Annotated in this window: 22 protein-coding genes and 4 pseudogenes; 2 read left to right on the forward strand and 24 right to left on the reverse strand. The window is 67.7% G+C overall.

Annotated features, from left to right (window positions below; all coding sequences use genetic code 11):
• Positions 1-238: 238 nt before the first annotated feature.
• On the reverse strand, positions 239-1,453 hold the full coding sequence (locus OG251_RS34720) for an IS110 family transposase (protein ID WP_326680819.1): 1,215 nt from the start codon (positions 1,451-1,453) through the stop codon (positions 239-241).
• A 404-nt stretch (positions 1,454-1,857) separates the two neighbouring features.
• Here OG251_RS34720 and OG251_RS34725 point away from each other — a divergent pair, with 404 nt between their 5' ends.
• On the forward strand, positions 1,858-2,193 hold the full coding sequence (locus OG251_RS34725) for a lysine transporter LysE (RefSeq protein WP_124721702.1): 336 nt from the start codon (positions 1,858-1,860) through the stop codon (positions 2,191-2,193).
• 35 nt (positions 2,194-2,228) lie between these two features.
• Here OG251_RS34725 and OG251_RS34730 read toward each other — a convergent pair whose 3' ends face one another.
• Together OG251_RS34730 and OG251_RS34735 are read right to left on the reverse strand one after the other, a co-directional pair.
• On the reverse strand, positions 2,229-3,440 hold the full coding sequence (locus OG251_RS34730; RefSeq protein ID WP_326674933.1) for an IS110 family transposase: 1,212 nt from the start codon (positions 3,438-3,440) through the stop codon (positions 2,229-2,231).
• Positions 3,441-3,868: 428 nt separating this feature from the next.
• Complete coding sequence (locus tag OG251_RS34735; protein ID WP_326680820.1) at positions 3,869-4,579, reverse strand: response regulator transcription factor; 711 nt, start codon at positions 4,577-4,579, stop codon at positions 3,869-3,871.
• Between the two features lie 343 nt (positions 4,580-4,922).
• Here OG251_RS34735 and OG251_RS34740 point away from each other — a divergent pair.
• A pseudogene (locus OG251_RS34740) lies at positions 4,923-5,135 on the forward strand (helix-turn-helix domain-containing protein); the annotation flags it as partial.
• Between the two features lie 504 nt (positions 5,136-5,639).
• Here the strand turns inward: OG251_RS34740 and OG251_RS34745 are convergent.
• From OG251_RS34745 to OG251_RS34845, 21 genes and pseudogenes are all read right to left on the reverse strand, one after another.
• Positions 5,640-7,433, reverse strand: coding sequence for a type IV secretory system conjugative DNA transfer family protein (locus OG251_RS34745; RefSeq protein ID WP_326681523.1), 1,794 nt, complete (start codon positions 7,431-7,433; stop codon positions 5,640-5,642).
• A gap of 44 nt (positions 7,434-7,477) precedes the next feature.
• The gene (locus tag OG251_RS34750) at positions 7,478-7,855 is read right to left on the reverse strand and encodes a DUF317 domain-containing protein (RefSeq protein WP_326681524.1); all 378 of its coding nucleotides are present in this window, start codon (positions 7,853-7,855) and stop codon (positions 7,478-7,480) included.
• A gap of 91 nt (positions 7,856-7,946) precedes the next feature.
• Positions 7,947-8,213, reverse strand: a pseudogene (locus OG251_RS34755) (DUF317 domain-containing protein); the annotation flags it as partial.
• Positions 8,201-8,791, reverse strand: coding sequence for a hypothetical protein (locus OG251_RS34760; protein WP_326680821.1), 591 nt, complete (start codon positions 8,789-8,791; stop codon positions 8,201-8,203). The pseudogene OG251_RS34755 and the gene OG251_RS34760, both read right to left, overlap by 13 nt.
• A gap of 67 nt (positions 8,792-8,858) precedes the next feature.
• A complete protein-coding gene (locus OG251_RS34765) occupies positions 8,859-9,320 on the reverse strand; it encodes a DUF317 domain-containing protein (RefSeq protein ID WP_326680822.1) in 462 nt (153 codons plus the stop codon).
• 84 nt (positions 9,321-9,404) lie between these two features.
• Positions 9,405-9,638 (reverse strand): annotated as a pseudogene (locus OG251_RS34770) (DUF317 domain-containing protein); the annotation flags it as partial.
• Positions 9,639-9,683: 45 nt separating this feature from the next.
• Entirely contained in the window at positions 9,684-10,034 is a 351-nt protein-coding gene (locus tag OG251_RS34775; protein WP_326680823.1) for a hypothetical protein, read from the reverse strand.
• A 49-nt stretch (positions 10,035-10,083) separates the two neighbouring features.
• On the reverse strand, positions 10,084-10,845 hold the full coding sequence (locus OG251_RS34780) for a DUF317 domain-containing protein (protein WP_326680824.1): 762 nt from the start codon (positions 10,843-10,845) through the stop codon (positions 10,084-10,086).
• Positions 10,842-11,648 (reverse strand): DUF317 domain-containing protein, encoded by an 807-nt coding sequence (locus OG251_RS34785; RefSeq protein ID WP_326680825.1) that lies wholly within the window; start codon positions 11,646-11,648, stop codon positions 10,842-10,844. The genes OG251_RS34780 and OG251_RS34785 overlap by 4 nt, the downstream gene beginning before the upstream one ends.
• Complete coding sequence (locus OG251_RS34790) at positions 11,645-12,034, reverse strand: hypothetical protein (protein ID WP_326680826.1); 390 nt, start codon at positions 12,032-12,034, stop codon at positions 11,645-11,647. Before OG251_RS34790 ends, OG251_RS34785 begins: the two co-directional genes overlap by 4 nt.
• Positions 12,035-12,063: 29 nt before the next feature.
• Entirely contained in the window at positions 12,064-12,192 is a 129-nt protein-coding gene (locus OG251_RS34795; protein ID WP_326680827.1) for a hypothetical protein, read from the reverse strand.
• Between the two features lie 223 nt (positions 12,193-12,415).
• Positions 12,416-12,820, reverse strand: coding sequence for a hypothetical protein (locus OG251_RS34800; protein WP_326680828.1), 405 nt, complete (start codon positions 12,818-12,820; stop codon positions 12,416-12,418).
• Between the two features lie 14 nt (positions 12,821-12,834).
• Entirely contained in the window at positions 12,835-13,323 is a 489-nt protein-coding gene (locus OG251_RS34805) for a hypothetical protein (RefSeq protein ID WP_326680829.1), read from the reverse strand.
• Positions 13,324-13,504: 181 nt separating this feature from the next.
• Positions 13,505-14,260 (reverse strand): hypothetical protein, encoded by a 756-nt coding sequence (locus OG251_RS34810; RefSeq protein ID WP_326680830.1) that lies wholly within the window; start codon positions 14,258-14,260, stop codon positions 13,505-13,507.
• Between the two features lie 225 nt (positions 14,261-14,485).
• Positions 14,486-15,391, reverse strand: a complete 906-nt coding sequence (locus OG251_RS34815) for a hypothetical protein (RefSeq protein WP_266490120.1) — start codon at positions 15,389-15,391, stop codon at positions 14,486-14,488.
• The gene (locus tag OG251_RS34820) at positions 15,388-16,161 is read right to left on the reverse strand and encodes a hypothetical protein (RefSeq protein ID WP_326680831.1); all 774 of its coding nucleotides are present in this window, start codon (positions 16,159-16,161) and stop codon (positions 15,388-15,390) included. The genes OG251_RS34815 and OG251_RS34820 overlap by 4 nt, the downstream gene beginning before the upstream one ends.
• Positions 16,158-16,574: a hypothetical protein gene (locus OG251_RS34825; protein WP_124264743.1), complete on the reverse strand. Its 417-nt coding sequence runs from the start codon at positions 16,572-16,574 to the stop codon at positions 16,158-16,160. The genes OG251_RS34820 and OG251_RS34825 overlap by 4 nt, the downstream gene beginning before the upstream one ends.
• A 232-nt stretch (positions 16,575-16,806) precedes the next feature.
• Positions 16,807-17,560 (reverse strand): annotated as a pseudogene (locus tag OG251_RS34830) (transposase family protein).
• Positions 17,561-17,677: 117 nt separating this feature from the next.
• Positions 17,678-18,382, reverse strand: a complete 705-nt coding sequence (locus OG251_RS34835) for a hypothetical protein (protein ID WP_326680832.1) — start codon at positions 18,380-18,382, stop codon at positions 17,678-17,680.
• Positions 18,379-18,801: a hypothetical protein gene (locus OG251_RS34840; RefSeq protein ID WP_326680833.1), complete on the reverse strand. Its 423-nt coding sequence runs from the start codon at positions 18,799-18,801 to the stop codon at positions 18,379-18,381. The genes OG251_RS34835 and OG251_RS34840 overlap by 4 nt, the downstream gene beginning before the upstream one ends.
• Positions 18,801-21,164: a glycoside hydrolase domain-containing protein gene (locus OG251_RS34845; protein ID WP_326680834.1), complete on the reverse strand. Its 2,364-nt coding sequence runs from the start codon at positions 21,162-21,164 to the stop codon at positions 18,801-18,803. Before OG251_RS34845 ends, OG251_RS34840 begins: the two co-directional genes overlap by 1 nt.
• Positions 21,165-21,246 lie beyond the last annotated feature (82 nt).

Raw genomic sequence — 21,246 nt, forward strand, 5'->3', positions numbered from 1 at the left:
TGGGGAGGTTCTTGAAGGGCGCACAAGGACCTCTCTGGATATCCGAAGTGCGGGTTCTGAGCTCGATTGGAGACGCTACGGTCCCTGTGGCGCGTGGTAAATCCCTCCCCAGGCTTAACGTCCAGGGATATGGGTCCATCGAAGGATGCGGTTTCCGGCCCGTTCTCGTCCGATGGGGGGGGTGCCTCTATGTCCTTCGTCAAGGACGTGGCGCCGGGTGTGCGGGCTTTTGGGGTGGTTATGCGGCCAGGATGGCGGTGGGGGCTTTGGACTCGTAGAAGGTGCCGTCGCGGAGCATGGCGAACAGGACGCTGATGCGTTGGCGGGCGAGGCGGAGGAGTGCTTGGGTGTGGGTCTTGCCGTGGGCGCGTTGGCGATCGTAGTAGGTGCGGGAGGCGGGGTCTGCGTTCATGCAGGCGAAGGCGGAGAGGAACATCGCGCGTTTGAGCTGCCGGTTTCCTCCTCGTGGTGCGTGTTCGCCGTGGATCGAGGTCCCGGACGACTTGGTTGTGGGGGCGAGGCCGGCGTAGGAGGCGAGGTGGGCTGCGCTGGGAAACCCGGTGCCGTCGCCGACCGTGACCAGCAGGACGGCGGCGGTCCTGACTCCGACTCCGGGCATCGAGGTCAGGACCGGGTGAAGAGGGTGGGCCTCCAACAGGGTGGTGATCTGGGCTTCGAGCGCTCTGCGCTGGTCGTGGACCGCTGCGAGCGAGGCGGCCAGGGACGGGATCACGATGTCGAGGGTGCCCGTGCCGGGAACGATGACGGTCTGTTCGTCGAGGGCGTCGAAGACGTCGTCGATCAGCCTCTGTGCCATCCGCGGGGCCTTGGGCCGGATGAGTTCGACGAGTCTGCGGCGGCCGGCTTTCCTCAGGGCGTCCGGGGATCCGTATCGTTCGAGGAGCCAGGTGACGGCCCGGTGGTCCAGTCGCGGGCCCAGGACGCGCTCGAGGCTGGGGTGGAACTGGGTGAGCAGGCCGCGTATCCGGTTGCTGGTGCGGGTGGCTTCCGCGGCGAGGTCCTGGTCGAAGCCGGTCAGGACGGTGAGCTCGGCGGTGATCTCGTCGGTCAGCTCCAGCGAGCGCAGGGTGTGCGGCATGGTCCGCGCGGCATCGGCGATGACGGCCGCGTCCTTGGCGTCGGTCTTGGCCTCTCCGGGGTAGAGGTCGGCGATCCGGCGCATGGACAGGCCGGGCAGGTAGGCGACCTGGCAGCCCGCGTCCCGGGCGACGGTCAGGGGCAGAGCACCGATCGAGGCGGGCTGGTCGACAATCACCAGCACGGTGCCGAACTTCGCGGTCAGCTTGTCGAGGACGGCCCGCAGTTTCGGTTCGCTGTTGGGCATCGGCTTGTCGAAGACCTTCTTCCCGGCCGGGGTCAGCCCGTGGCCGTGATGGGCACTCTTGCCGACGTCCATGCCCAGGAAGACGCCCACATCGCCGGTGTCGAACATCGCACCCCTCCCAAGTGGTTGACCTTGCCGGCCTCGGCGGTGGCACCGTGCTCGCGCATCCACGTTATGCAGACCTGCCGCCCGCGAGCTGCCCGGCATTGCACCGGGCCAGGCGGTGGCCGGACCTCTCATCAGCGTCTCCGACGGCACCCCACGGACCCGGCGACACCACCCCCCAGGTCATCACTTCGACAGAGGGGACACAGTCGTACCGGGCCCGGAGGCCAACGGCCCCATTGCAGGACCGCGAAAAAGATAACGGGGGGTGCCTCTATGTCCTTCGTCAAGGTGTGACCGTGTGCCGCAGTAGGCGACTCTTGAGCACCCCGGCAACCATTCCGGCTCGGCGGGGGTCCTCCATACCAGGCCCCGCTCGGGGCCTCGACGCAAGAGGGAGGAGCGTCATGGGGGTCCGCAGGGCAGCGAAAGGCGTCGGCGACTTCCTGGTCGAGGCGCTGGGAGAAGCCGTCGCCGAGGTGATCCTCAGCCTGCTCGCCTGTGCCCTGCTCGGCTGCCTGGCTCTGATCGCCTACCTGAGCTGGTCCCTCAGCCCGCGCTTCACCATCGCGGGGGCTGGGCTGCTCAGCCTCCTCCTCGCCCACGGCGCCTGGCAGACCTTCCGCACCCCCGCGAAGGGGCGCCGTCGGGGCCTCGCCGCCCTGACCGCTGTCGGTTTCACCGTGACCGCCATGACGGCCCTCTTCCTGCTGCTCTACTCCACAGGATGCGACTGCCTGTGAGGCCGTTTGGTTCAGCTACGCAAGTCCGAGGCTGGTCATGCGGTAGCTGTTTCGGGGACGCGTGACTCGTAGAAGGTGCCGTCGCGGAGCATGGCGAACAGGACGCTGATGCGTTGGCGGGCGAGGCGGAGGAGGGCTTGGGTATGGGTCTTGCCGCGGGCGCGTTGCTTGTCGTAGTAGGCGCGGGAGGTCGGATCGGCGTTCATGCAGGCGAAGGCGGACAGGAACATCGCCCGTTTGAGCTGCCGGTTGCCGCCTCGGGGTGCGTGTTCGCCGTGGATCGAGGTGCCCGACGACTTCGTCGTCGGCGCGAGGCCGGCGTAGGAGGCGAGGTGGGCGGCGGTGGGGAAGCTGGTGCCGTCGCCGACGGTGACCAGCAGGACAGCGGCGGTCCTGACGCCGACGCCGGGCATCGAGGTCAGGACCTGGGAAAGAGGGTGGGCCTCCAGCAGGGCGTTGATCTGGGCCTCCATCGCCCGGCGCTGGGTGTGCACGGCGGTCAGGGAAGCGGCCAGGGAGGGCACGACGATGTCCAGGGTGCTGGTGCCAGGGACGACGACGGTCTGCTCATCGAGCGCGTCGAAGACCTCGTCGATCAGCCGGGCGGCCATGCGTGGGGCCTTCGGGCGGATCAGTTCCACGAGTCTGCGGCGGCCGGCCTTGCGCAGGGCGGCCGGGGAGCCGTAACGCTCCAGGAGCCAGGTGACGGCCTGGTGGTCCAGGCGCGGTCCCAGGACGCGTTCCAGGGAGGGGTGGAACTGGGTGAGCAGGCCGCGTATCCGGTTGGAGGTGCGGGTGGCCTCGGCGGCCAGGTCCTGGTCGAAGCCGGTCAGCACGGTCAGCTCGGCGGTGATCTCGTCGGTCAGTTCCAGCGAGCGCAGGGTGTGCGGCATGGTCCGCGCGGCATCGGCGATGACGGCCGCGTCCTTGGCGTCGGTCTTGGCCTCTCCGGGGTAGAGGTCGGCGATCCGGCGCATGGACAGGCCGGGCAGGTAGGCGACGCGGCAGCCGGCGTCGCGTGCGACGGTCAGCGGCAGGGCACCGATGGAGGCGGGCTGGTCCACGATGACCAGGACGGTGCCGAACTTCGCGGTCAGCTTGTCGAAGACGGCCCGCAGTTTCGGTTCGCTGTTGGGTAGCGGCTTGTCGAAGACCTTCTTGCCCGCCGGCGTCAGCCCATGGCCGTGGTGAGCGGACTTGCCGACGTCCAAACCGAGGAACACGCCCACGTCTTCGATCTCGAACATCGTGCCCTTTCCAGGGTGTTGACGGTGCTGGCCTCGGCTCGGGTGTCGTGCTCGCGCATCCACGTTATGCAGACCTACCGCCCGCGAACTGTCCGGCATTGCGCCGGACCGGACGGTGGCCGGACCTCTGATCAGCGTCTCCGACGAACACCCCCGGGCCCGGTGACACCACCCCCCAGGTCATTCCTTCGACAGGGGGACACAGTCATGCCGAGCCCGGAGGCCAGCGGCCCCGTTGCAGGACCGCGAAAAAGATAACGGGGAAGCGGACCCTCTGGTTCGGGAGGCTCGGTCGTTCACCGGGCAGCCCGGGCCCCCGAGCCGCAGTCTGGCCCCGTGACGTGGCCGCGGAGACGGCTGCAGCCGGGCGAAAGGATCTTTCGCCCGGCTGCAGCCGGAGGCGTGTGCTCCGCAGGATGGGATCGTGCTCAACAGTGGGCAAGCATGCACTGCTCCTCCAGCTGGAACGACCGCTGCACGAATCCCGCTTCGTAGGCGTAGATCACCGCCTGGATGCGATCGCGCAGGTCAAGTTTGTTCAAGATGCCCTGCACATGTGACTTGACGGTCGACTCGGCCACGTTGAGCGCAGCGGCGATTTCTGGGTTGGAGAGCCCCTGGATCATGAGTTCGAACACGCGGCGCTCGCGCTTGGTCAGATTCAGCACCTGCTTCCCCGCTGTCCCGCTGGCTCCTTTGAGACTTACCGACGCTCGAGCCAAACTGCCGGCCAAGTCACTGCGTACTGGAAGGTAACCAGCGGCGGTAACTCGGATGGCGGCGACAAGCTCGGCCGAACTCATGCGTCGGTCCAGCACGATGCATCGGTCGATGCGCAGGAGTTCGATGTCCGGGTCGTTAAGCGAGGGGAGCAGGACGATGAGATGGATGGGATTGAATTCATTGGACTGCTCTGCAAGCTTTTCGGCAAGCTCGATCGTCTGATGTGACAATGCGCGCTCACTGCGGAGAACCACATTAGGTCTCAGTGTGGAGATCATTCTTTGCGCCGTAGCCGCAGAGGGAGCGTCTCCGACAATAGAGATTCCCCGGTCATTGTTGAGGAGGGCAATCAGGCCGGCGCATTCCAATTGGTCTTCACATACTAAAAAAACGCCAATACTCTCTTGTTCGGCCATCTGTTTCCCTCGCTTTTCCGGAAAGGCTCGACGGACTGACTTACCTTAACTTGTGTGATGCATGGATTCAAGCGTGTTTCGCGCCACCCCGTCAGATTCGAAAGGTCGATCTTGTCCAGAATGGTGCAGTGTGGATGCGGGTGAGAAGCGCAAGAGAATTCCCAGAATGAGGTGGGGCTACTGCGTTTGCCTGCTCGGCCCTAGTGACCTGAGTCAGAGAGCATTTTCAGTGTGGCCACTGATCAGGTGACGGGCCAGTGTGAGGTCGGGTGGGCAACGGACACGGCCCCCGTGCCGTTGAGGGAGGTGTTCGACGTCTCAACTCAGCAGCACTGGAGCCCTCTTGGTTCCCTATCCTGCCGCACTCGACCTGCCCCACGCCTTGGTCGAGTGGGTCACGATGCTCATCGTCACCCGCGAGGGTGACCGGCGGTGCAAACTTCCGCCGCACCGCCGCGCGCTGGTCGCACTCGTATACCTGCGCCGCCACGACACCCTCGCCCAGATCGCCGCAGCCTTCGGGATATCCGTCGGTACCGCCCACGCCTCAGTCAGCCGTTGATCGGCGGCCGGGGCGGAGGCCCAGCGGCGCCGGCGAGTCTCGGCGGCCAGGGTCACCGCGCAACTGACGGCCGCTTCCGGGGCCAGGGCGGTCAGCCCGCGAGCCGCCCCGGTACGGAGGTCCGCCGAGGCGGTGGCGAGGAAGGCGAGCTGCTGCAGGCGCATGACCGTCTCGGTCAGTTCCACGCTCTCGTAGAGTCGTTCGCTCTGGATCGCCTTGATCGCGGACTGGGTGTCGGCTGCCAGGCGCAGCGCCGAGTCGGCGTGGGTGTCCGGCCCGGACGGGGCGGTGGTGCGCAGGTGGAGGTCGAGTGCGTCGTTGTGCTGGGTGTACTGGTCGGCCAGGTGGAGCAGCCGCTCGACGGGGGTGGGCGGCGGCGGGACATCGAACAGCAGGGCTTCGGCGGGTGGCTCGGTCATGAGCGCCGCCGTGCGGGCGGGCGGGGGCGATGAGTCTCTTCTCCAGTCGAGTGGGGCGGGGCCGCGGGTGCGGTGACGGTTAAGCGGCCGGGCCGAAGTCGCTCTGCTTCGGTGCCGCCTTGGCGATGGCGCGTTCGGTGATGCCCTTGGACGCGCGGGCGGAGGCGGCGGAGAGTTCGCCGGCGCCGGGCTCGAGATACCAGGGCCGCAGGTCGAGCATGGCCGCGCGCATGCCGGTGGCGAATGCGAGCGCGGTTCCCTTGGGCAGGGCGCGGATGGCGTCGGCGGCCAGGATCCGTTCCTGCCGCATCGACACGGAGGTGGACTTACCCGAATCCGACGTCGAGGTCGAGGTCGTCTCGACATCGTGGTCGCCGATCAGGCGGGACAGCTTGTCCGCGAAGTCCGGGTCGTCGATGCCGGAGCCGATGACCTTGATCGTGGAGGCGCTCCACATGGCGTCCATGCCCGCGTCCCCCCACACCTTCTGGCCCTGGCGGTAGGACTGCAGGATGGTCATCGGGATGATGCCCCGCGAGCCGAGGTGGGAGTACAGGTCGGGCAAGTCGCTGATTTTGCACACGTTCGCGGCCTCGTCGAGGATCGCGAGCATCGGCGGGTCGAGGCGTCCACCAGCACGTTCGGCCTGGGCGGTCGCGGCCCGCATCACGCTGTCCGCGCACGCGGCGATCAGTGCGCTGGCGCCGCCTCCGCCGTCCTTCGACAGCAGGTAGAGCGTGTCCTTGGAGGTGACGAACGTGGACGGTGTGAACTCCGGCACGTTCTTCTGCGGGGTCACCCAGGCAGCGATCTCCGTGTTGAGGAGGGCTGCGGCGTACTGGCGGGCCGTCTCATAGATCCCATCCCTCGTTTCCGGCGGCCCCTCGACCGTTCCCTTGAGCTGAGCGGCGACTGCGGCGAAGCCGTGGTCACGCAGGATGTCGAGCGGGGTTCGGTCGGCGGGGAAGGCGAGCCATGCCATCACGTCGGTGATCGGCCGCTCGGCGAGCGCGGCGGCCAAGAACAGCTGGCTCAGGATGTTCGACCCGGCCTTGGACCAGAAGTCACCCTGCTGACTGGCGTCGACGCTGGCGGCGAGGAAGTGGCCGGCAAGGCGCCCGGCACCGTCGAGGGTTTTGGCGTCGGCCAAGGGATTCCACCACATCGCCCGTTCGGCGTGGGCGATCTGCTGCGGGTCCATCGACCATGTCCGGCCGACGGCTGCCCGTGCGTCGATCGTTGCGGTGTAGGCATCCCCGGCGGCCTTGTTGGAGGTGAGCAGGACCGGGCCGGGCGCTGCCAGGATGGAGGGGATCGCCAGGCTGGTGGTCTTCCCGGAGCGGGGCGCCATGATCGCGACGGCCACGTCCTCGTATCCCATCCGCACCTCGTACTTGGTGCCCTGGAGGTTGCCGAGCAGGATGCCGGAATCGGCTGCGTCGATGTGCTTGGCGTCCTTCAAACTCGGGCGCAGCGAACGGGCCTTGGCGGTGATGGCCTTGGACATCAGAGGTTCGATGTCCTTGTGTTTGGCCATGCCCACGACGCGCTTCTTGCGTCCGCTTCCGCCGTCCTTGTGCCGCTTGTAGAGCACGGCGGTGGTGACGGCGAGGGACAGCAGCAGGGCGCCGGGAACGATGCGTGTCCAGATCAGCAGTGACGTTTCACCGAGGTGGGGCCACAGCTGCTCGGGATGGAGCAGGGCTGCGACGGGCTGGTACGGGGCACCGGTGTCGGCGTCGGTGACCCGGGCGGTGATAGTGCCGCCCACCCAGGCCAGGTTGGCCAGGGGGATCGCGATGGCAAGGACGATGCCCAGGACGCGGAAGGCTATGTCGTATCCGTCAGTGGACGTGGAGTTGGGCTGGGGCAAGGGGCTGTTCCAGGGAGCGTGGAGGTGGGGCGCGGTGGTGCCGTTCAGCGGGCGCGACGCGCCGTCGAGGCGTGCGGCGGAGCGGGAGGCGCCGACGGCGGCGATGCGGGGTTCCGCTGGGCGAGGGCGGTGGCGCGGTTCCTGAGCGCGAAGGCGACGGACTCTGCGCTGACCTGCCGGGTGCTGGTACTGCCGTGAGCGACGGCCAGAGAAGGAACGCGGTGTGGATGCCGGATGAGGGGCGTCGTGTCGGCCAGCGCGCCGAAGAACGCGGAGACCACGTGGGACGGAGTGTTGCCGTCTGCATACGCGCGCCAGATGGCGGGGAGGTGATGGACGGACGTTTCGACGATCCAGCCGGCGCTGCGCCCGCTCTCGTCGACGATCCGGTCGACCCGTGCCAGGCCGTCGGGGGAACTCATCCCCTTGGGCGAGGTGAGACCGTCGTGGTGGCGGGGAGCAGGTGAGCGTGTCGGTGACCGCGGCGATGATCTCGACCGGAGTCTGGGCGTCGAAGGTGATCTCCCAGGCGCGTTGATCACCGTGATGCGCATGACGCAGGGTCCACCACGGCTCGGCCGGGTCCGGGTCCGGCGCGATGCGCAGCTGGGCGAGCTGGTCGGGGCTGGTGAGGATGACCCGCGGCACCAGCGGATCTTCGGCGGTGCTCCAGCCGCAGGCGCGACGGAGGGGAACAGTGACCCAGGCCGGGTCGCCGCTACCGGCCAGATAGCGGGGAGAGATGAGCGTCTGCTCGATGGACTCGGTCACGGCGCCCACCGCCGCACAGCGGAGGGTGCCGGAGGGGCGGCGACCGCCGTGGGTGCGCCGGTCTTCGACTGCCGCTCGGCCAGCGCGTTGACGGCGAAGAGGGCCTGGCCGTGGATCGCCCACTGGTCCAGGTAGTGCCATGCTTCCGCGTTGCTCTCGGCGAGCGGTCCCTCATACGCCGTCGTGCCGGGCCGGGCGCTCTCGGGCAGCGCGGCGCGTACGGTAAGCCAGTCGTCGTAGACGGCATACAGGCATTCCGTGGCCTCCTGCAGTTCCCGTACCTGCCAGGCGTAGCGCCGCGTACGGTCAGACACCGCCAGCTGGGCGAGCTGCTGTTCGGCGACATGCACCAGTTCGTCGGCGTGGTAGTACACGCGGCCGAAGGCGGACACGGTGTGGGCGTCGCGTTGCTGCTGGCGCAGGCCGTAGGCGTCCTCGTCGTGGGGCTGGAACGTTACGGGGTCGGAGTGCCGGGCGGAGTAGTGGTCCCAGGCGGCGAGGATCTGCCGGCTGTGCCGCAGGTAGAGCGCGAGCTGGCTCAGGTAGAGCCGGTGCTCCTGGCTCCCGGGTTCGAGTGAGATCGTCAAGAAGGGCCTTCGGGCGTGCGGTTGTGGTCGGGCCGGGTGCGGAGCGGTTGGGGCCGCTCCGCACCGTTCAGCGGCTTCGGGCCGCAGGCGCGGTCGCCTCGGCGCCGGGCGGCGAGGCCGGACGTGTGGTGGGTGCGGAAGTGCGGCGGGACTTGCGGGCGGCGGTCCGGATGGCCTTCAGCCGCGCGTCGTGGGCGGCAGCGAGATGATCACCCTGGGCTCCGCGTTCCACCTGCGTGACCAGGTGGGAGTGGGGGACGTCGTAGTGGCCACGGGAGACGGGGGCCGGATCGGTGAGGGCGGCGGCGAATCCTGCGAGCAGGTGGCGAGGGGTGCGGTCGTCGAAGTACGCGTGCCACAGCCGGTTGTGGCCGCCGAGCCCGGTGGGCAGAGCGACTTCGGTAGTCCAGGCGAAGTGGTCGCTGGTCAGCGTGGCCGACCGCTCCATGGTGGTGATGCCGTCCGGGTGACGTGCGTGCTCGTTGCCTCGTTCGTCGCGTTCGTAGGTCCAGCCAGCCGCCTGCAGCACGGGCCAGATGCCCGGCTCGGTCTCGGGCGGGGGGTGCGGGAGCGCGTCGGTGAATCCGGCGATGATCTCGGCGGGCGTGTTGCCGCCGAAGGACGCGTGCCACCCGCCCCACGGCGTCGAGGAGATGCGCCACCAGGAGCCGTACGTCTCCGGTGTGGGTTCCAGGACCAGCGTGTGTCGGTAATCGGGGCTGGCGAGAACGACGTGGGGGAAGTCGGGGTCGCCGAAGTTCTTCCATCCGCCGGCTCGTAGCGCCTGAGTGACATGGCGCGGGTCGCCGGGTCCGGCGAGGTGGCGGGGTGTGGTGTCGAACCAGATTCGGGACCAGGGGGCGTCGGCCCTTGCTGGCGATGTAGGGACGCGTCACGTGGCCGGCGGCGGCCCGGCGGCCTCGGACGTGTAGCCGCGCAGGCGCTGCACGTCCCAGTGCAGGACATACCAGTCGGTGGCCTCCTGGGCGGCCTCCCGGAGTCCGGTGATGATCAGGCGGATCTCGTCGGTCTCGGCGCTGGTCTGCTGGGCGATGAGGCGCGCTGCGCTGCGCAGGACATCGCCGAGCAGAATGGGCACGCCGGTGTCCTCGTCGAGGAGCCCGGCGAGAAGCGGCAGTACGTCGGATACCGGCGGATGGGTCCGCAGGTAGTCCTTGGCCTGGGCCAGGGTGGCGGTCGCCTGCGCGACCTGGTCGGCGCTGGGCACAGAGGGGTTGGGCATCAACGTCCTTCGTGAAGGGGGAAAGAGGAAGGCGTACGGGCGCGCCTGGTCAGCGGTGCTTCTTGTGGCGGGGCTGCCGCTGCGGAGGAGGCGGGGCCGGTGCTGACGGCGATGGATCGGGCGGGCCGGGATGCTGAGCGGCTTCGAGGCGCTGCAGATGCTGGCGACGGTGCTGTTCCGGGGTGACGACGCTCCGGTGGGAGTCGAGGTATCCGAACGTGAGGGCTGGGGTCTGGCCCTCGTCGCGCAGCAGCGGGCCGGGCTCGGTGAGCGCGGTGACGAACCCGGCGAGCGCGGCGGCCGGAGCGGTTTCGTCGATGGAGGCGTTCCAGACCCACCGATGCTGCCCGTCGGAGAGGGGGACGGAGACCTGGACGCTCGCCTGCTCTCTGCCTGCCAGCCGGGACCAGCCCCGGCTGGCAGCCAGGTGCCACAGGTCCGTGTCCGGGCGTGGAGCTGGGCTGTCGAGGGCGTCGGTGAATTTCGCGATCATCTCGACGGGCGTATGGCCGTTGAACTGGGCGGACCACATGCGGTTCTCGGCCGGGTGGATCCGCCACCAGGCACTGTGTGCGTCGGGTTGGGGCTCCAGCGTGAGGTGCAGGCGGTGGTCGGGGCTCTCCAGCAGGACGTGCGGGAAGCCGGGCACCGAGTGGCTGCTCCAGCCCGACGCAAGCAGGTGCTCGGTCACGTGCCGGGGGTCGCCCCCGCCGGCCAGGTGCCGCGGCGAGACCTCGTCCAGCCATCGGACGGTGTTGACGCGATGCAGGGTGGGGCCGTTGACGCGCGAGTAGAAGCGTTCGTGGCTCACCGCGTCCGCCCGGCCTTGGCGAACGGGCGGGCTCCGGGGCCTTGAGAGCGCGCCTTGTTGGTGGCGAAGGCGTTGCTGGCCCAGGTGGCGGCGCGCGCCGCGGTGATCCGGGCCTGCTGCCAGGCACTGAGCTGCGAGGGCAGCACGGACACCGAGGTGGTACGGATTCTCTGGGAGGGCGGCACGTGGCCGAGGGGCCGCATCACCGGCTCCGGATCGGCGAGCGCGGTGCTGAACGCTTGCACGAGGTGCATCGGTGTGGTCGGCGTGAACACGGCCTCCCACACCCGGCCGTGTTCATTGCGGGCGCCGGCCCACCAGTGCGCCTGTCCGGGAGCGGACTGGTGAAAGCGGACGAACGCGTCTCCGTCAGGGCTGCGCGCGGTGAAGTGCTGTCCTCGCTCGGTTTCCCAGCCCTGTTGCTGGAGGGGTTCCCACACGTTGGGGGCGTGCGCGGATCGGGGCCAGGTGAGCGCGTCGGTGACGCCGGCCACGATCTCGACGGGGACCTGGCGGCCGAGGGCGGCGTGCCATGCCTCCTGCGTCGCGGTCTGCTTCCCGCTGATGGTCCAGCCGCCGGGCTGGGCGAACGGGTCGTATCCGATGCGCACGGACTTGTCGGGGCTGTCGAAGACGGCCGGTCCGCCGTTCTTGGACCTGTCCTTCCACCCGGAGGCGCGCAGGAACTCGGTGACGTAGCGCACGTCGCCGCCGCCGGCGAGGTGGCGGGGCTCGACGAGGTAGTGCTGCTGGGCCTGCTGACTGGTGAGGCCCCAGCCGGCCCACTGCTGGTTCTTCTTCACCGGCGCCGCCTGATGACCATCGCGGACGCGACCGGCGCGGCGGTCGGCCTGCTGGAGGGAGCGGTGGGCTTGGCCACCTGCTTGATCGTGCCGGTGTGTTCGGCGAGGTCGCCGCCCACGCTGTCGAGTTCGTTGGCGGCGCGGCCGAGGGCCAGCCAGACCTCGGGGGGCAGGACGCCGTGCTCGGAGTGGACCTTCGCGAAGGGCGATCCGGTTTCGACGAGTTGGGTGACCTCGCCGAGGATGCCGGTGTCGTAGTCGAGGACGCCTGCCAGGATCTGGGCCGCCTCGTGCGGCGGCGCCAGGGCGAGGAGGCGACGGAGCTGGCCGAGCTGCCCGGCGATGGCTTCAGCCAGTTGTACGGAAGGGAGGTTCGAGTCAGTCATGGGCCTCCTGAACAGGGCGGTTCGGGGTGTTAGTCGTGGTGGCGGAGGCGGTAGCTGTCGACGAGGAGGAGGGCGTCGCGGCGGCGGGCTTCGTCGAGTGCTGCCTCGGGGCGTCCGCTGGCCAGCGTGATGGTGCGTTCAGCGCTGCCGACGGTCACGGCTCGCAGGTATCGGCGGAACAGGGCGGTGGCCAGGCGGGGTTTGCGGCTGGTGCTGATGGGCGGTGGTGTGCGGTCGGGTTCGTCGGTGACGGGGGCTCCTGGTGAGGGCGGGCGCCGGCCCCGGTGGTAAGGGGCTGGCGTGGTCGGGTGGCCAGCGGGTACGGCGCGCACGCGCAGAGCGCGGTGCGGAGGCCGGGGCATGCTCCTGGTGCTGGTCGTCTCACCGGCGGCGGGTGCCTGGCGGACGCTCGGTGGTCCGGACTGCGGCCACGGCCGGCGGCGGTGCCGGGACGTTCTGGTTGCGTATCGCCGCGGCGGCGTCGGTGTAGGCGGCGGAGTCCCAGACGTCATCGGTGATGTGGACCATGTATCCGGCCTTGCGCAGCCAGGGCACCGCATGGGTGGCGAGCTGCTTCTTCGCGGCTTCGTCGAGGTGGCCGGGCACTTCGTGCCAGATGTAGACCGACCCGGCGGTGGCCAGAGTCTGGCGCTCGAAGCCGAGGCGGTCGAGCAGGGCCAGGAGCTGTTCGGGCGCGCCGGTTGGGGTGTCGGCGTGGACGGTGTCGGTCAGGGCCTTGCGGTAGATCGTGACGTCGGTGCCTTCGTCGTCGGCACGGTTTCCCACCGTGAGGGTGGCTCCTACGAGTCGGGGCTATCGCCGTCGCGCAGACGGCGCGGCCGAGGGGCTGGAGGCGGGACGGCCTTTCCGGAAACGGCGGCCGGCGAGGTGTGCCGGGCGGCCTGGTTACGGATCTGAGTGATCCGCCAGGCGTGGTTGGACAGGTTGCTGGTGATCTCCATCAGCTGGTCCGCGGGTTCTTCATCAAGGCCGGCTTCGCGGCGGCGCTCGCCCCATGTCGCCCACGTGGAGATCAGGGACTGCACCAGCTGCGGGAGCAGCCCTACCTCCGGGGCGGCGATCTCGGCCAAGACGTCGGCGAAGTCCTGCTCGGTCTCGGCGGCACGGGCGCGCTCGGCGAGTCGGTCGAGGTAGCGGCGGGCGGCCTGCCGGTCGCCGTCCGGAGCGGTCAGGGTGTTCAGGGAGGGGGCGAGATGGACGCTGTACCCGGCGAGAAGCAGGGCGTGGGCTGCGGCCGTGGCGCCATGGCGCTGGTGCTCGACCGGCATGTGGTGCGGGGGCGGTGGTAGTCGCGGCCGGCGCTCGGGGCTGAGTGGAAACCTCCCGTGGTCTGCAGGATGCCCGCCGCACGGGGGTCGCCGCCGATCGCGACGACCAGCTGGGTTCCGGGATCGCGGGTGATGGTGACGTAGTCCAGGGCGAAGAAGGTTGGTTCGTCGTCGCGGTGCGTCATCGGCTTCGGTGCGGTGCGGCGACCGTCGGGGTCGGCGGCGCGACCGAGGCGGTGCCCAGTGCCGGCCGGGCCTGCGGGTGCCGCAGGACGACGCCGATGCCCAGTTCATCCAGGCGGGTTCCGGCGGCTCGTGCGGAGGCGGCCTGGTGGGCGATGTCGTCACCGGACAGGACGAGGACGTCGCGGTCCGGGTCGAAGGTGAAGCCGTTGTCCGTCAGGGCCCGAGCGATGTCGGCGCGGTCGGGCTTGTCGACGACGAGCGAGCCGTCAGACCAGGTCATAACGACGCGCTGCGGGTCGGCCTGCGGCATCGCCAGCCGGTCGGCGTCGCCGCGCACCTGGGCGAGCGCTACGTAGTACCGGGGCAGCAGGTCGACGGTGACGTCCTCGGCGGCGCTGAACGGATCGGCGTCGACCGCGAGACCGTCGGGCTCGCGTACGCCGCGGAATGCCTCCTCCGGTGCGTCGTCCGGGGCCATGGCGGCGATGAGGTATCCCTCGCCGCGTCCTGGCTGCTCGGCGACGAAGAGGCGGGTGCCGTCATGCCGGTGCAGGACGGCGCAGTGGTCCACATTGCGTTTGGCCAGGGCATCGGCTACGTCATTCATGTCCCACACGCGGTTGGTGAGGACGTGATGGACGTTGAGGCCGCCACGGTCCGGGTGGTACGTGCTGGTCCAGTCGCCGGGCAGTTCGTCGGCCAGGACGGCAGCGAACGAGCCGAGACCGGTGTCGGGGGTGGGGTCGTGCATGGTCTCCTCAGACAAGGAAGGGGAGCGGGCTCAGTGCCGGGGGCGTGCTGCGGGGGCAGGTGCGGTCGGCGGTGCGACAGGGCTGGTGGCCAGGCGCGGTGGATGAGGCGGGCAGGCGCAGACGGCGGATGCTTCGCGTTCGTCCCGTCCGACCTCGGCGGCGCAGGCGCGCCGCAGGGTCAGGGAGCGATCGGCAAGGGCCAAGTGGTGGTTCTTTCTGGCGGGTCAGCGGGCAAGGCGGGCGCCGGGCGGGGCGGGGGCTGCCGGGGCCCGGTACGGCGGGGGTGTCGGTCGCGCCGGGGCCACTGGGGCGGTGGGCAGGGCGGCGGCGGTGGCGTCGAGGTCCTGCTGGATGCCGTGGAGGCGGCGTGCGATCAATTCCAGTTGGTGTGCGGTGTCTTGGGCGTGAGCGTGTGGGAGGCGGCCGAGGCGATGAGCCGCGTGCTCGACGAGGCCGCGGACGGTGGACAGCGGCCCGGTGTTCTCGTCGGCGAGTTGCCTCAGCAGCCCGGCGAGTTGCGTGGTGGCGTCAGCAATGTCGGCCTGCGGGGTGGCGCGCCGGGCGAACCGGGCGGCTGAATCCAGGTCAGGGCCTCCGGCCCGGGGCGAAATGAGGCCCAGCTCAGCCTCGATGCGTCGGCCCTCAGCGGTCAGGAGCGCGAGAAGCCGATGCGGCTGTGCGGTCCATGTGCCGTCCGACCGGATGAGGTTGGCGAGCAGATCGAGGCGGCCGGGCTGCGCCTGCACGGCGATCCAGCGGCAGCCCTGTTCGTCTCCGGGGCGCTGGATGCCGGCGGTGCGGGCGATCCGGTGGGCGATCTCGGACCACTCCGGTCCGGTGAGGTCGCGGTCGTCGGGGGCCAGGCGCACGTCCGCGTGCCAGATGGTGCGGTGGTCGTCGTTCGGGTTGGCGGGGAAGGAGCGCTGCCAGGTGGGGGCGTCCAGGTGCTCGGCCCACTCGGTGCACGTCCAGATCTGCTGTTCGTCGAAGGGGGTGTAGTAGTCCAGCCCCGGCCAGTGGCCGACCACCGTGTGGTCGGTCGGGCCCTCCTGGCCGCTGACTGGGCGGCCGAGGGCTTCGGCGAGCGGCTCGTTGGGGCTGAGGTCGCGCGGGTTGACGCGGATGATCATGGGGTGGGGTCCGGACGGTTGTGGATGAGGCGGGTCAGGTCGTGTGCGGCGGTGATGAGGAGGCGTTCGCGTACCAGGTCGGCGTGAACTGCCAGTTCGCCGGGCGCCAGCAGCTCCACGGCGTGGTCGATGGCGGTGAGGGCCTCGGGATAGTGGCCCAGGGCGCGCCGGGCCGAGGCCATGCGGAACAGTGCGATCGGATCGTCGAGTCCGCCCTCGGGGAGCAGCCCCACCAGCATCAGCAGCATGGGCGCTCGGCCGGGAAGGAAGGTGCCCAGCCACACACCGTGCAGCAGGACGTGCAGGGTCTTGGGGTGGCCGGGTGCGGCAACGAGGACCCGGTGCATGACGGCGAGGCCGTCGGAGCGTGACTGCCCCAACCGTGAGAAGCCGTAGAGGGCTTCGCTGTACGGGTCTTCGTTCAGCACGCTCACCGGCACCTTGTTCATGAGGTCCTCGATGTCGCGGCAGCGGAAGTCGTAGCGCAAAGTGCTGAGGTAGAGGTGCCGGTACGTCCGCCGAATCACCGGGTCCGGGCCGGCGGCGGTGACGTGCTCGGGGTGGAGTACGACCAGCGCGCTATTTTGGGCTGCGCGGGCCTGCCAGGCGATGTCGGCGCACACTTCGGCCGACTCCTGCCACGTCGCCTCTATCTCGCGCAGAGCCTCGGCGAGCAGCGTCGGCCACTCGCTCCCGGTGATCGCCTCGATGGCCACTGAAGCCGCACCAGTCAGGGCTGCGGTGCGCTCCGAGTCGAGTGCGTGTGTCACTTACCACCCCGGGCGTCGGCGACGTGCACCACCTGGTTGAGGTGGGTGACCGAGTACCAGCCGCAGTCGATGTCCTCGTCGGCGCCGGCCAGGCGCGGTACCAGGTACGTGCGCAGGGCTTGCTGGTAGATGAGGCAGTCGGGGCACCGGCTGGAGAGGTGGACGAGGTAGCGCGGGTGCGAGGTGATGTAGGTGCGCTCACCTCCGGACGGGTCGAACAGGCGCCAGCCGTCCTCGTCGGTCGGGGTGTGCCACGAGGGGGTGACGACCTTGTAAGCATCGCCCCACAGTTCGCTTCCGGCGACGCCCTTGAGGATCACGACCTGGTCGCCGGGCCGGAAGTGGGCGTGGGTGATGTCGCGTTCGGGGGTGACGATGTCACCTGGGGCATGCGGGTGGCGGGAGACGGGCACAGCAGGAGGTTCCTTCCACGAGGTGCGCGGGGAGGCGGTGGGAGGAACAAGCATCCGGACGATCCCCGGTTTCGGTAACCGGGGATCGTCGGGTATACGACCCCGCGTTCTACCGGAACGGGTTCTCGGTACCGATGTCGTCGGACGTTGCAGCGTCCAGGAGTTCGGGCAGGTCAGAGCCCTAGGCGTCGCGGTGAGGTCGGCCTGGGGCGCGGTACTGGCCTCTCCAACCTCACGCTGGCGTGTGGTGAAGAACGAGGACGGCCTGGACGATCGCGGTGATGCGGTTGGTGCTGCAGCGGAGCTTCCGCAGGAGACGCCAGCCCTTCAGGGTGGCCATGGCCTGCTCGCTGAGGCAGAGGGTCTTGGCGTGTGTGCTGTTGTGGTGGTGCTGCCACCGCTTGAGGCGCTGACCGCGGAAGAGCACCCGGATGGAACCGCCGGCGCCTTGGTATGCCTTGTCGGCCCAGCACTTGAGGCCGGCGTTGGCGAGTGCTTCGACGATGCCGTGGGCGCGGGCGGCGGTCAAGTAGTGGGTAGAGCCGGGCAGCGCGGGCGAGGCCCACAGCAGGCGGCCGATCGGGTCGGCGAGGACCTGGACGTTCATGCCGTGGCGCTTGTGTTTGCCCAAGTAGTACGGGGTGCCGGCGGCGATCCGGTCGATCGGCAGCAGGGTGCCGTCCAGGATCAGGAACGCCTTGGTCCGCGCGATGCGCATCGCCTCGGCCACGGTGGGCGCGAGCGCGGCCAGTACGTCGACGGCTTCGCGTATGGAGCGTTATGCGTCGCGATGCGGATACCGAATCCGGCGCGAGCTGGGCGTAGGTGTCACCGCACCGCAGATGGGCCAGGGCGAGGAGAGCATGACGGCCGGCGGTCAGACACCGCCACCCGGTCCCGCTCTCCCCTCGCCGTGCAGCGAGTCGTCCGGGCAGGCACCGCAGGGAGCGACTGGACAGGTCGATCGATGACGGGTAGACAAGCACACGAAGCTCCTGGCGGGCGGTGGATCTTGGTCGTGAACCCGTCTACCAGGAGCTTCGTCGTTCCGCAGATCCGACCAACACGCGGCCAGCGCCATCAGGTTGGAAAAGGCTCAGTTTTCAGCGTGCGTTCTTTGCCGCTCGAGAACGAGAGATTCGGGAGTGGGTGAAGGCGTCGATGCAGCCAGCGCCCTTTCCGGGACGGGTGTTCCATTCGCCGATGCGGTCAGCCAACGCTTCAAGGCGCCGATCGCCTGGGGGGGTGGCTATATGGAAATGGGACTGTTTGAGCGGGTCTAGCTCTCCGCCCCAGGCTACGACTTCGCCCACGTCGGCAAGAATGTCCTCTACCACTGTCACTGCAAGCTCGCTCATGCCGTTAACTGCCGTACCTCCCAGCGGGTAGAGCGCTGACTGAATCGCTACGGCTGTCCCCGACAGGTAATTCGATTCGAAAGCTGCACCCACTGTACGGTCCGTGGTGTGCCCTGTCAGTTCCTCGGGCCGGAGCATGTCGATCTCGTAGGCATAGCGGCGGACTACGTACAGCAGCACGGTTGCAGCGGGGCCCGCTGCAAGGCTAACGGTGAGCTTCGATGCGCCCTGCACCTGGTACTTGGTGGCCTCGGCTGGGATGTCCCATCCGTTTGCAGACTTCCGTCCGATCCATTCCTTGCCTTCCGGTAGCTCTACTTGCTTGGCCTTCGGCAGTGGCTTCGGCCGGGCAGATGCCTGCGCGGGGCTCCCGGTGGTGGCGAGAGCGAGGCCGGCAGCGGTAGCTGCGCCTACTCCGAGCAAACTTCTACGGCTGGTTATACCGATCATGAGGAGACCAGCTCCTTTCTGTGGAAAATCGCATAAACGATTCGGAACAGAGCAAGGGCGAGAGCGCTGATGGTGAAGGCAGCGAGAACGGTGATCGTTGGGTTCACCCATGCGGGAACCAGGCTGATGTGCTCGTTGCATGCGTTGGCCAACGGGAAAAACGACTGGCCGTTTGCTCCCGTGCGTTCACGCCACGCTTGGTCGTAGGTGGTGTGGTGGGTAAGCTGGCAGGTCTCGCGATCGTCCAGCCCGCCGGCGAAGACGCCGACCCCCCATACCACGACCGCGAAACCGCCGGCTGCTGCGGCGGCACCAATGAGCTCAATAGGCTGCTCGTACCATCGCGATCTAATGCTGCGACGCAGCATCAGTCCTGCCAGGATGGCCGGGCCGAGAGCTGCGAAGACGAGGAGGAACATTAGGACTCGGCACCAACCCTTGCGACGATCGCGTCGACAAACCCCTGGCAGAAGCTCTGCAGTTTATCAAACCCGCCAGGAAGGTTCGCAAGTACTGTCGGAGACTGCGCCCCCGTTGCCAGGATCAGCGCGCCGCGCGCCACGTTGTAGGTCTCGTTCTCCATCGTCAGAGCGTTGTACGCCTGGTCCTTGCAATCTGCTGCGGTGAAAAACCGCTTGGAGAAATATTGGGTGAACCGGGTGCGGTGGCCACCGCCGTCGCCGTAGTGCTCACGCACGATCTGGTTAATCGGGGTCCCGGCAGTGCAGGCGCGGGCAATCAGGTAGCCGTCGGCGTCTTCGAGTAGGTCCTTGAAGGAGAAGGAAGAGGCCACGCCCGGCTTGGCGAGCTTTGCGTCACAGTATGCCTTGCCGGATGCATACTGCTGCTCGTCGTTGCGCCAGTTAGCGTAGAAGGTCATGAGATCGCCGACCCACCCGGCGATGTCCCCAGCGTTCACGGACTTCACGTTCGCGGGTTGAGTAAAGAGCAAGTGGCCGTTAGCGGTGGCCAGCAAGTGCTCGGGGCCCATTTCATAGCCCGAGTTCGGATCGATGAAATCCTTTTTTATCTTGTGGCCCTTACTCTTGGCGTAGGCGACCCAATCCCGGTCGTAGGGGCCGATCAGATAGCCCCAGTCCGCCCCGCCGTAATCTTCGTGGCGGACGAACTCCATCACCAATTGGGATGCACTGCGGTGGGTGGAGTTGGCAGCCTTGTAGTCCTGAGCGGTGGCATACAGTTGGTCAATATAGGATATAAAATCTGCCGCCGGGGAGGCAGCGGTGGCCAAGGAGGACACGCCGGGGTCTCCGCCGTCGTCATGCAGTCGCCATACGGTGTTATCCAGGTCGATTTTTCCCCCGGCGCCGCCGATCTCGATGCCGGAGATCTCCTTGATCTGGTTCAGCGACCAGTTCGCCGGGAGGGGAAAGCCGAGATTCCCGGAGAAGCCCCAGGACATACCCGAAACGAATGAGTACCGAGCATAGGTCTTGTTGGTGACGTTGATGCACACGTTCCTCGACCCGTACACGCCATGGACGTACTTTTTTCCGCGATCTGCAAGGCCGGCGACCACGCCGTTGAAATACCTCACGATGTAGTCCATCTGGTCCTGGGTGGCATCGTAGTCCACCGCGAAGTAGATGACCGACCCACGTGGAACGCCGAACGTCGTCGCCTTCTCATGGGCTATCAAAGCGTGCTGGAAACCAGTGGTGTACGTGTACTCAGTCGCGTCCCGGCCGTGGACCTGCATAATCGGGAAGAATCTCAGGCCAGCATCGAGAATAACTTCAAGCTCGCCGGGCTTGATCTCCTTTTCGAAGTTGGGATCCGGGCTGTATAGATACCGGCCGACGATCTGGTAGTCGTGGTTCTTTAGCCAGGTGGCGCGGTCGGCATTGATGACGAACCGGGTATCGGAGCCGAACACCTGACGGTCGGGATTTCCCATGGATACGAGCAACTGGCACCAAGTGTCATAGTCGCCCTTGCCGGAATCCTCTAGGTAGGAAAACTTCTGGAACAGTTTCACGTACCTGGTGGTGGCTGCGTCGAAAGTAGAGGTAAAGGTGGTACGTTCCGCAAACTCCCCGACCGGTACCGGTTCATTGAACACGCAGGCAGCAGTGAACAGTCGCACCATGATTCCGGTGGCACCCTCGGTGAGCGTATGGTTCCTCAAGGCGTCCTGGGTGCCAGGACCGAAGTTGCCATTCGGTGACGCGATGCCCATTTCATACTGCAGGGCAATCACCAGGGATTTTTGCACGTCTCGCGAATACAGGCCGTCACACGGGCCAATTGAGTAGGCTGACTTTTCCCAGTACAGGCCGTTTAGCCATTGCTGAATTCCGCGGATCTTGTCAGTTCCGCCTGCGACCACAACGTAGGCATCCATGGTGAGAAGGGCCTTGAAAACCTTGGCCTGAACCATGCGGTTCCAAGCCCCCTGGCCCTCTTGCCATATACCCATGTTCTTCTTCATCGACTCAAGCGCGTCGGCGTTGAACGTGTCCCCGGCTTCGCCCCAGTAGCCTTTGCAGAACAAGCCGTAGCGAACGATGTAGGGAATATTTTTGTTAGGCTGGTTTTCTCCGTCCGTGATGCCCTTGAGCGCCTCGAGCTTACTCATTGTCGTTGCTCCGAACGAGGCAACGACAGGACTAATCCCCAGCTCATGCTGTAGGCCCATGATCAGTGAGTTCATGGTAGCCCAGCTGGTCTGACCGTTTTCCGGGCACTTGACGTACCCCGACACGCCGGCATAAGTGGCATTGACCCACTTCTGACCCTCGAGGACCTTCGCATCAGCCACGATAACCCACCTTCCCTAACATTGAGTGAAAATAATGTTCGCTCGTTACCATGGTCGACATGGTGAGCCGCTCAGCAAGTAC

Origin of the sequence: Streptomyces sp. NBC_01237, from assembly GCF_035917275.1 — a bacterium.
Classification (GTDB): domain Bacteria; phylum Actinomycetota; class Actinomycetes; order Streptomycetales; family Streptomycetaceae; genus Streptomyces.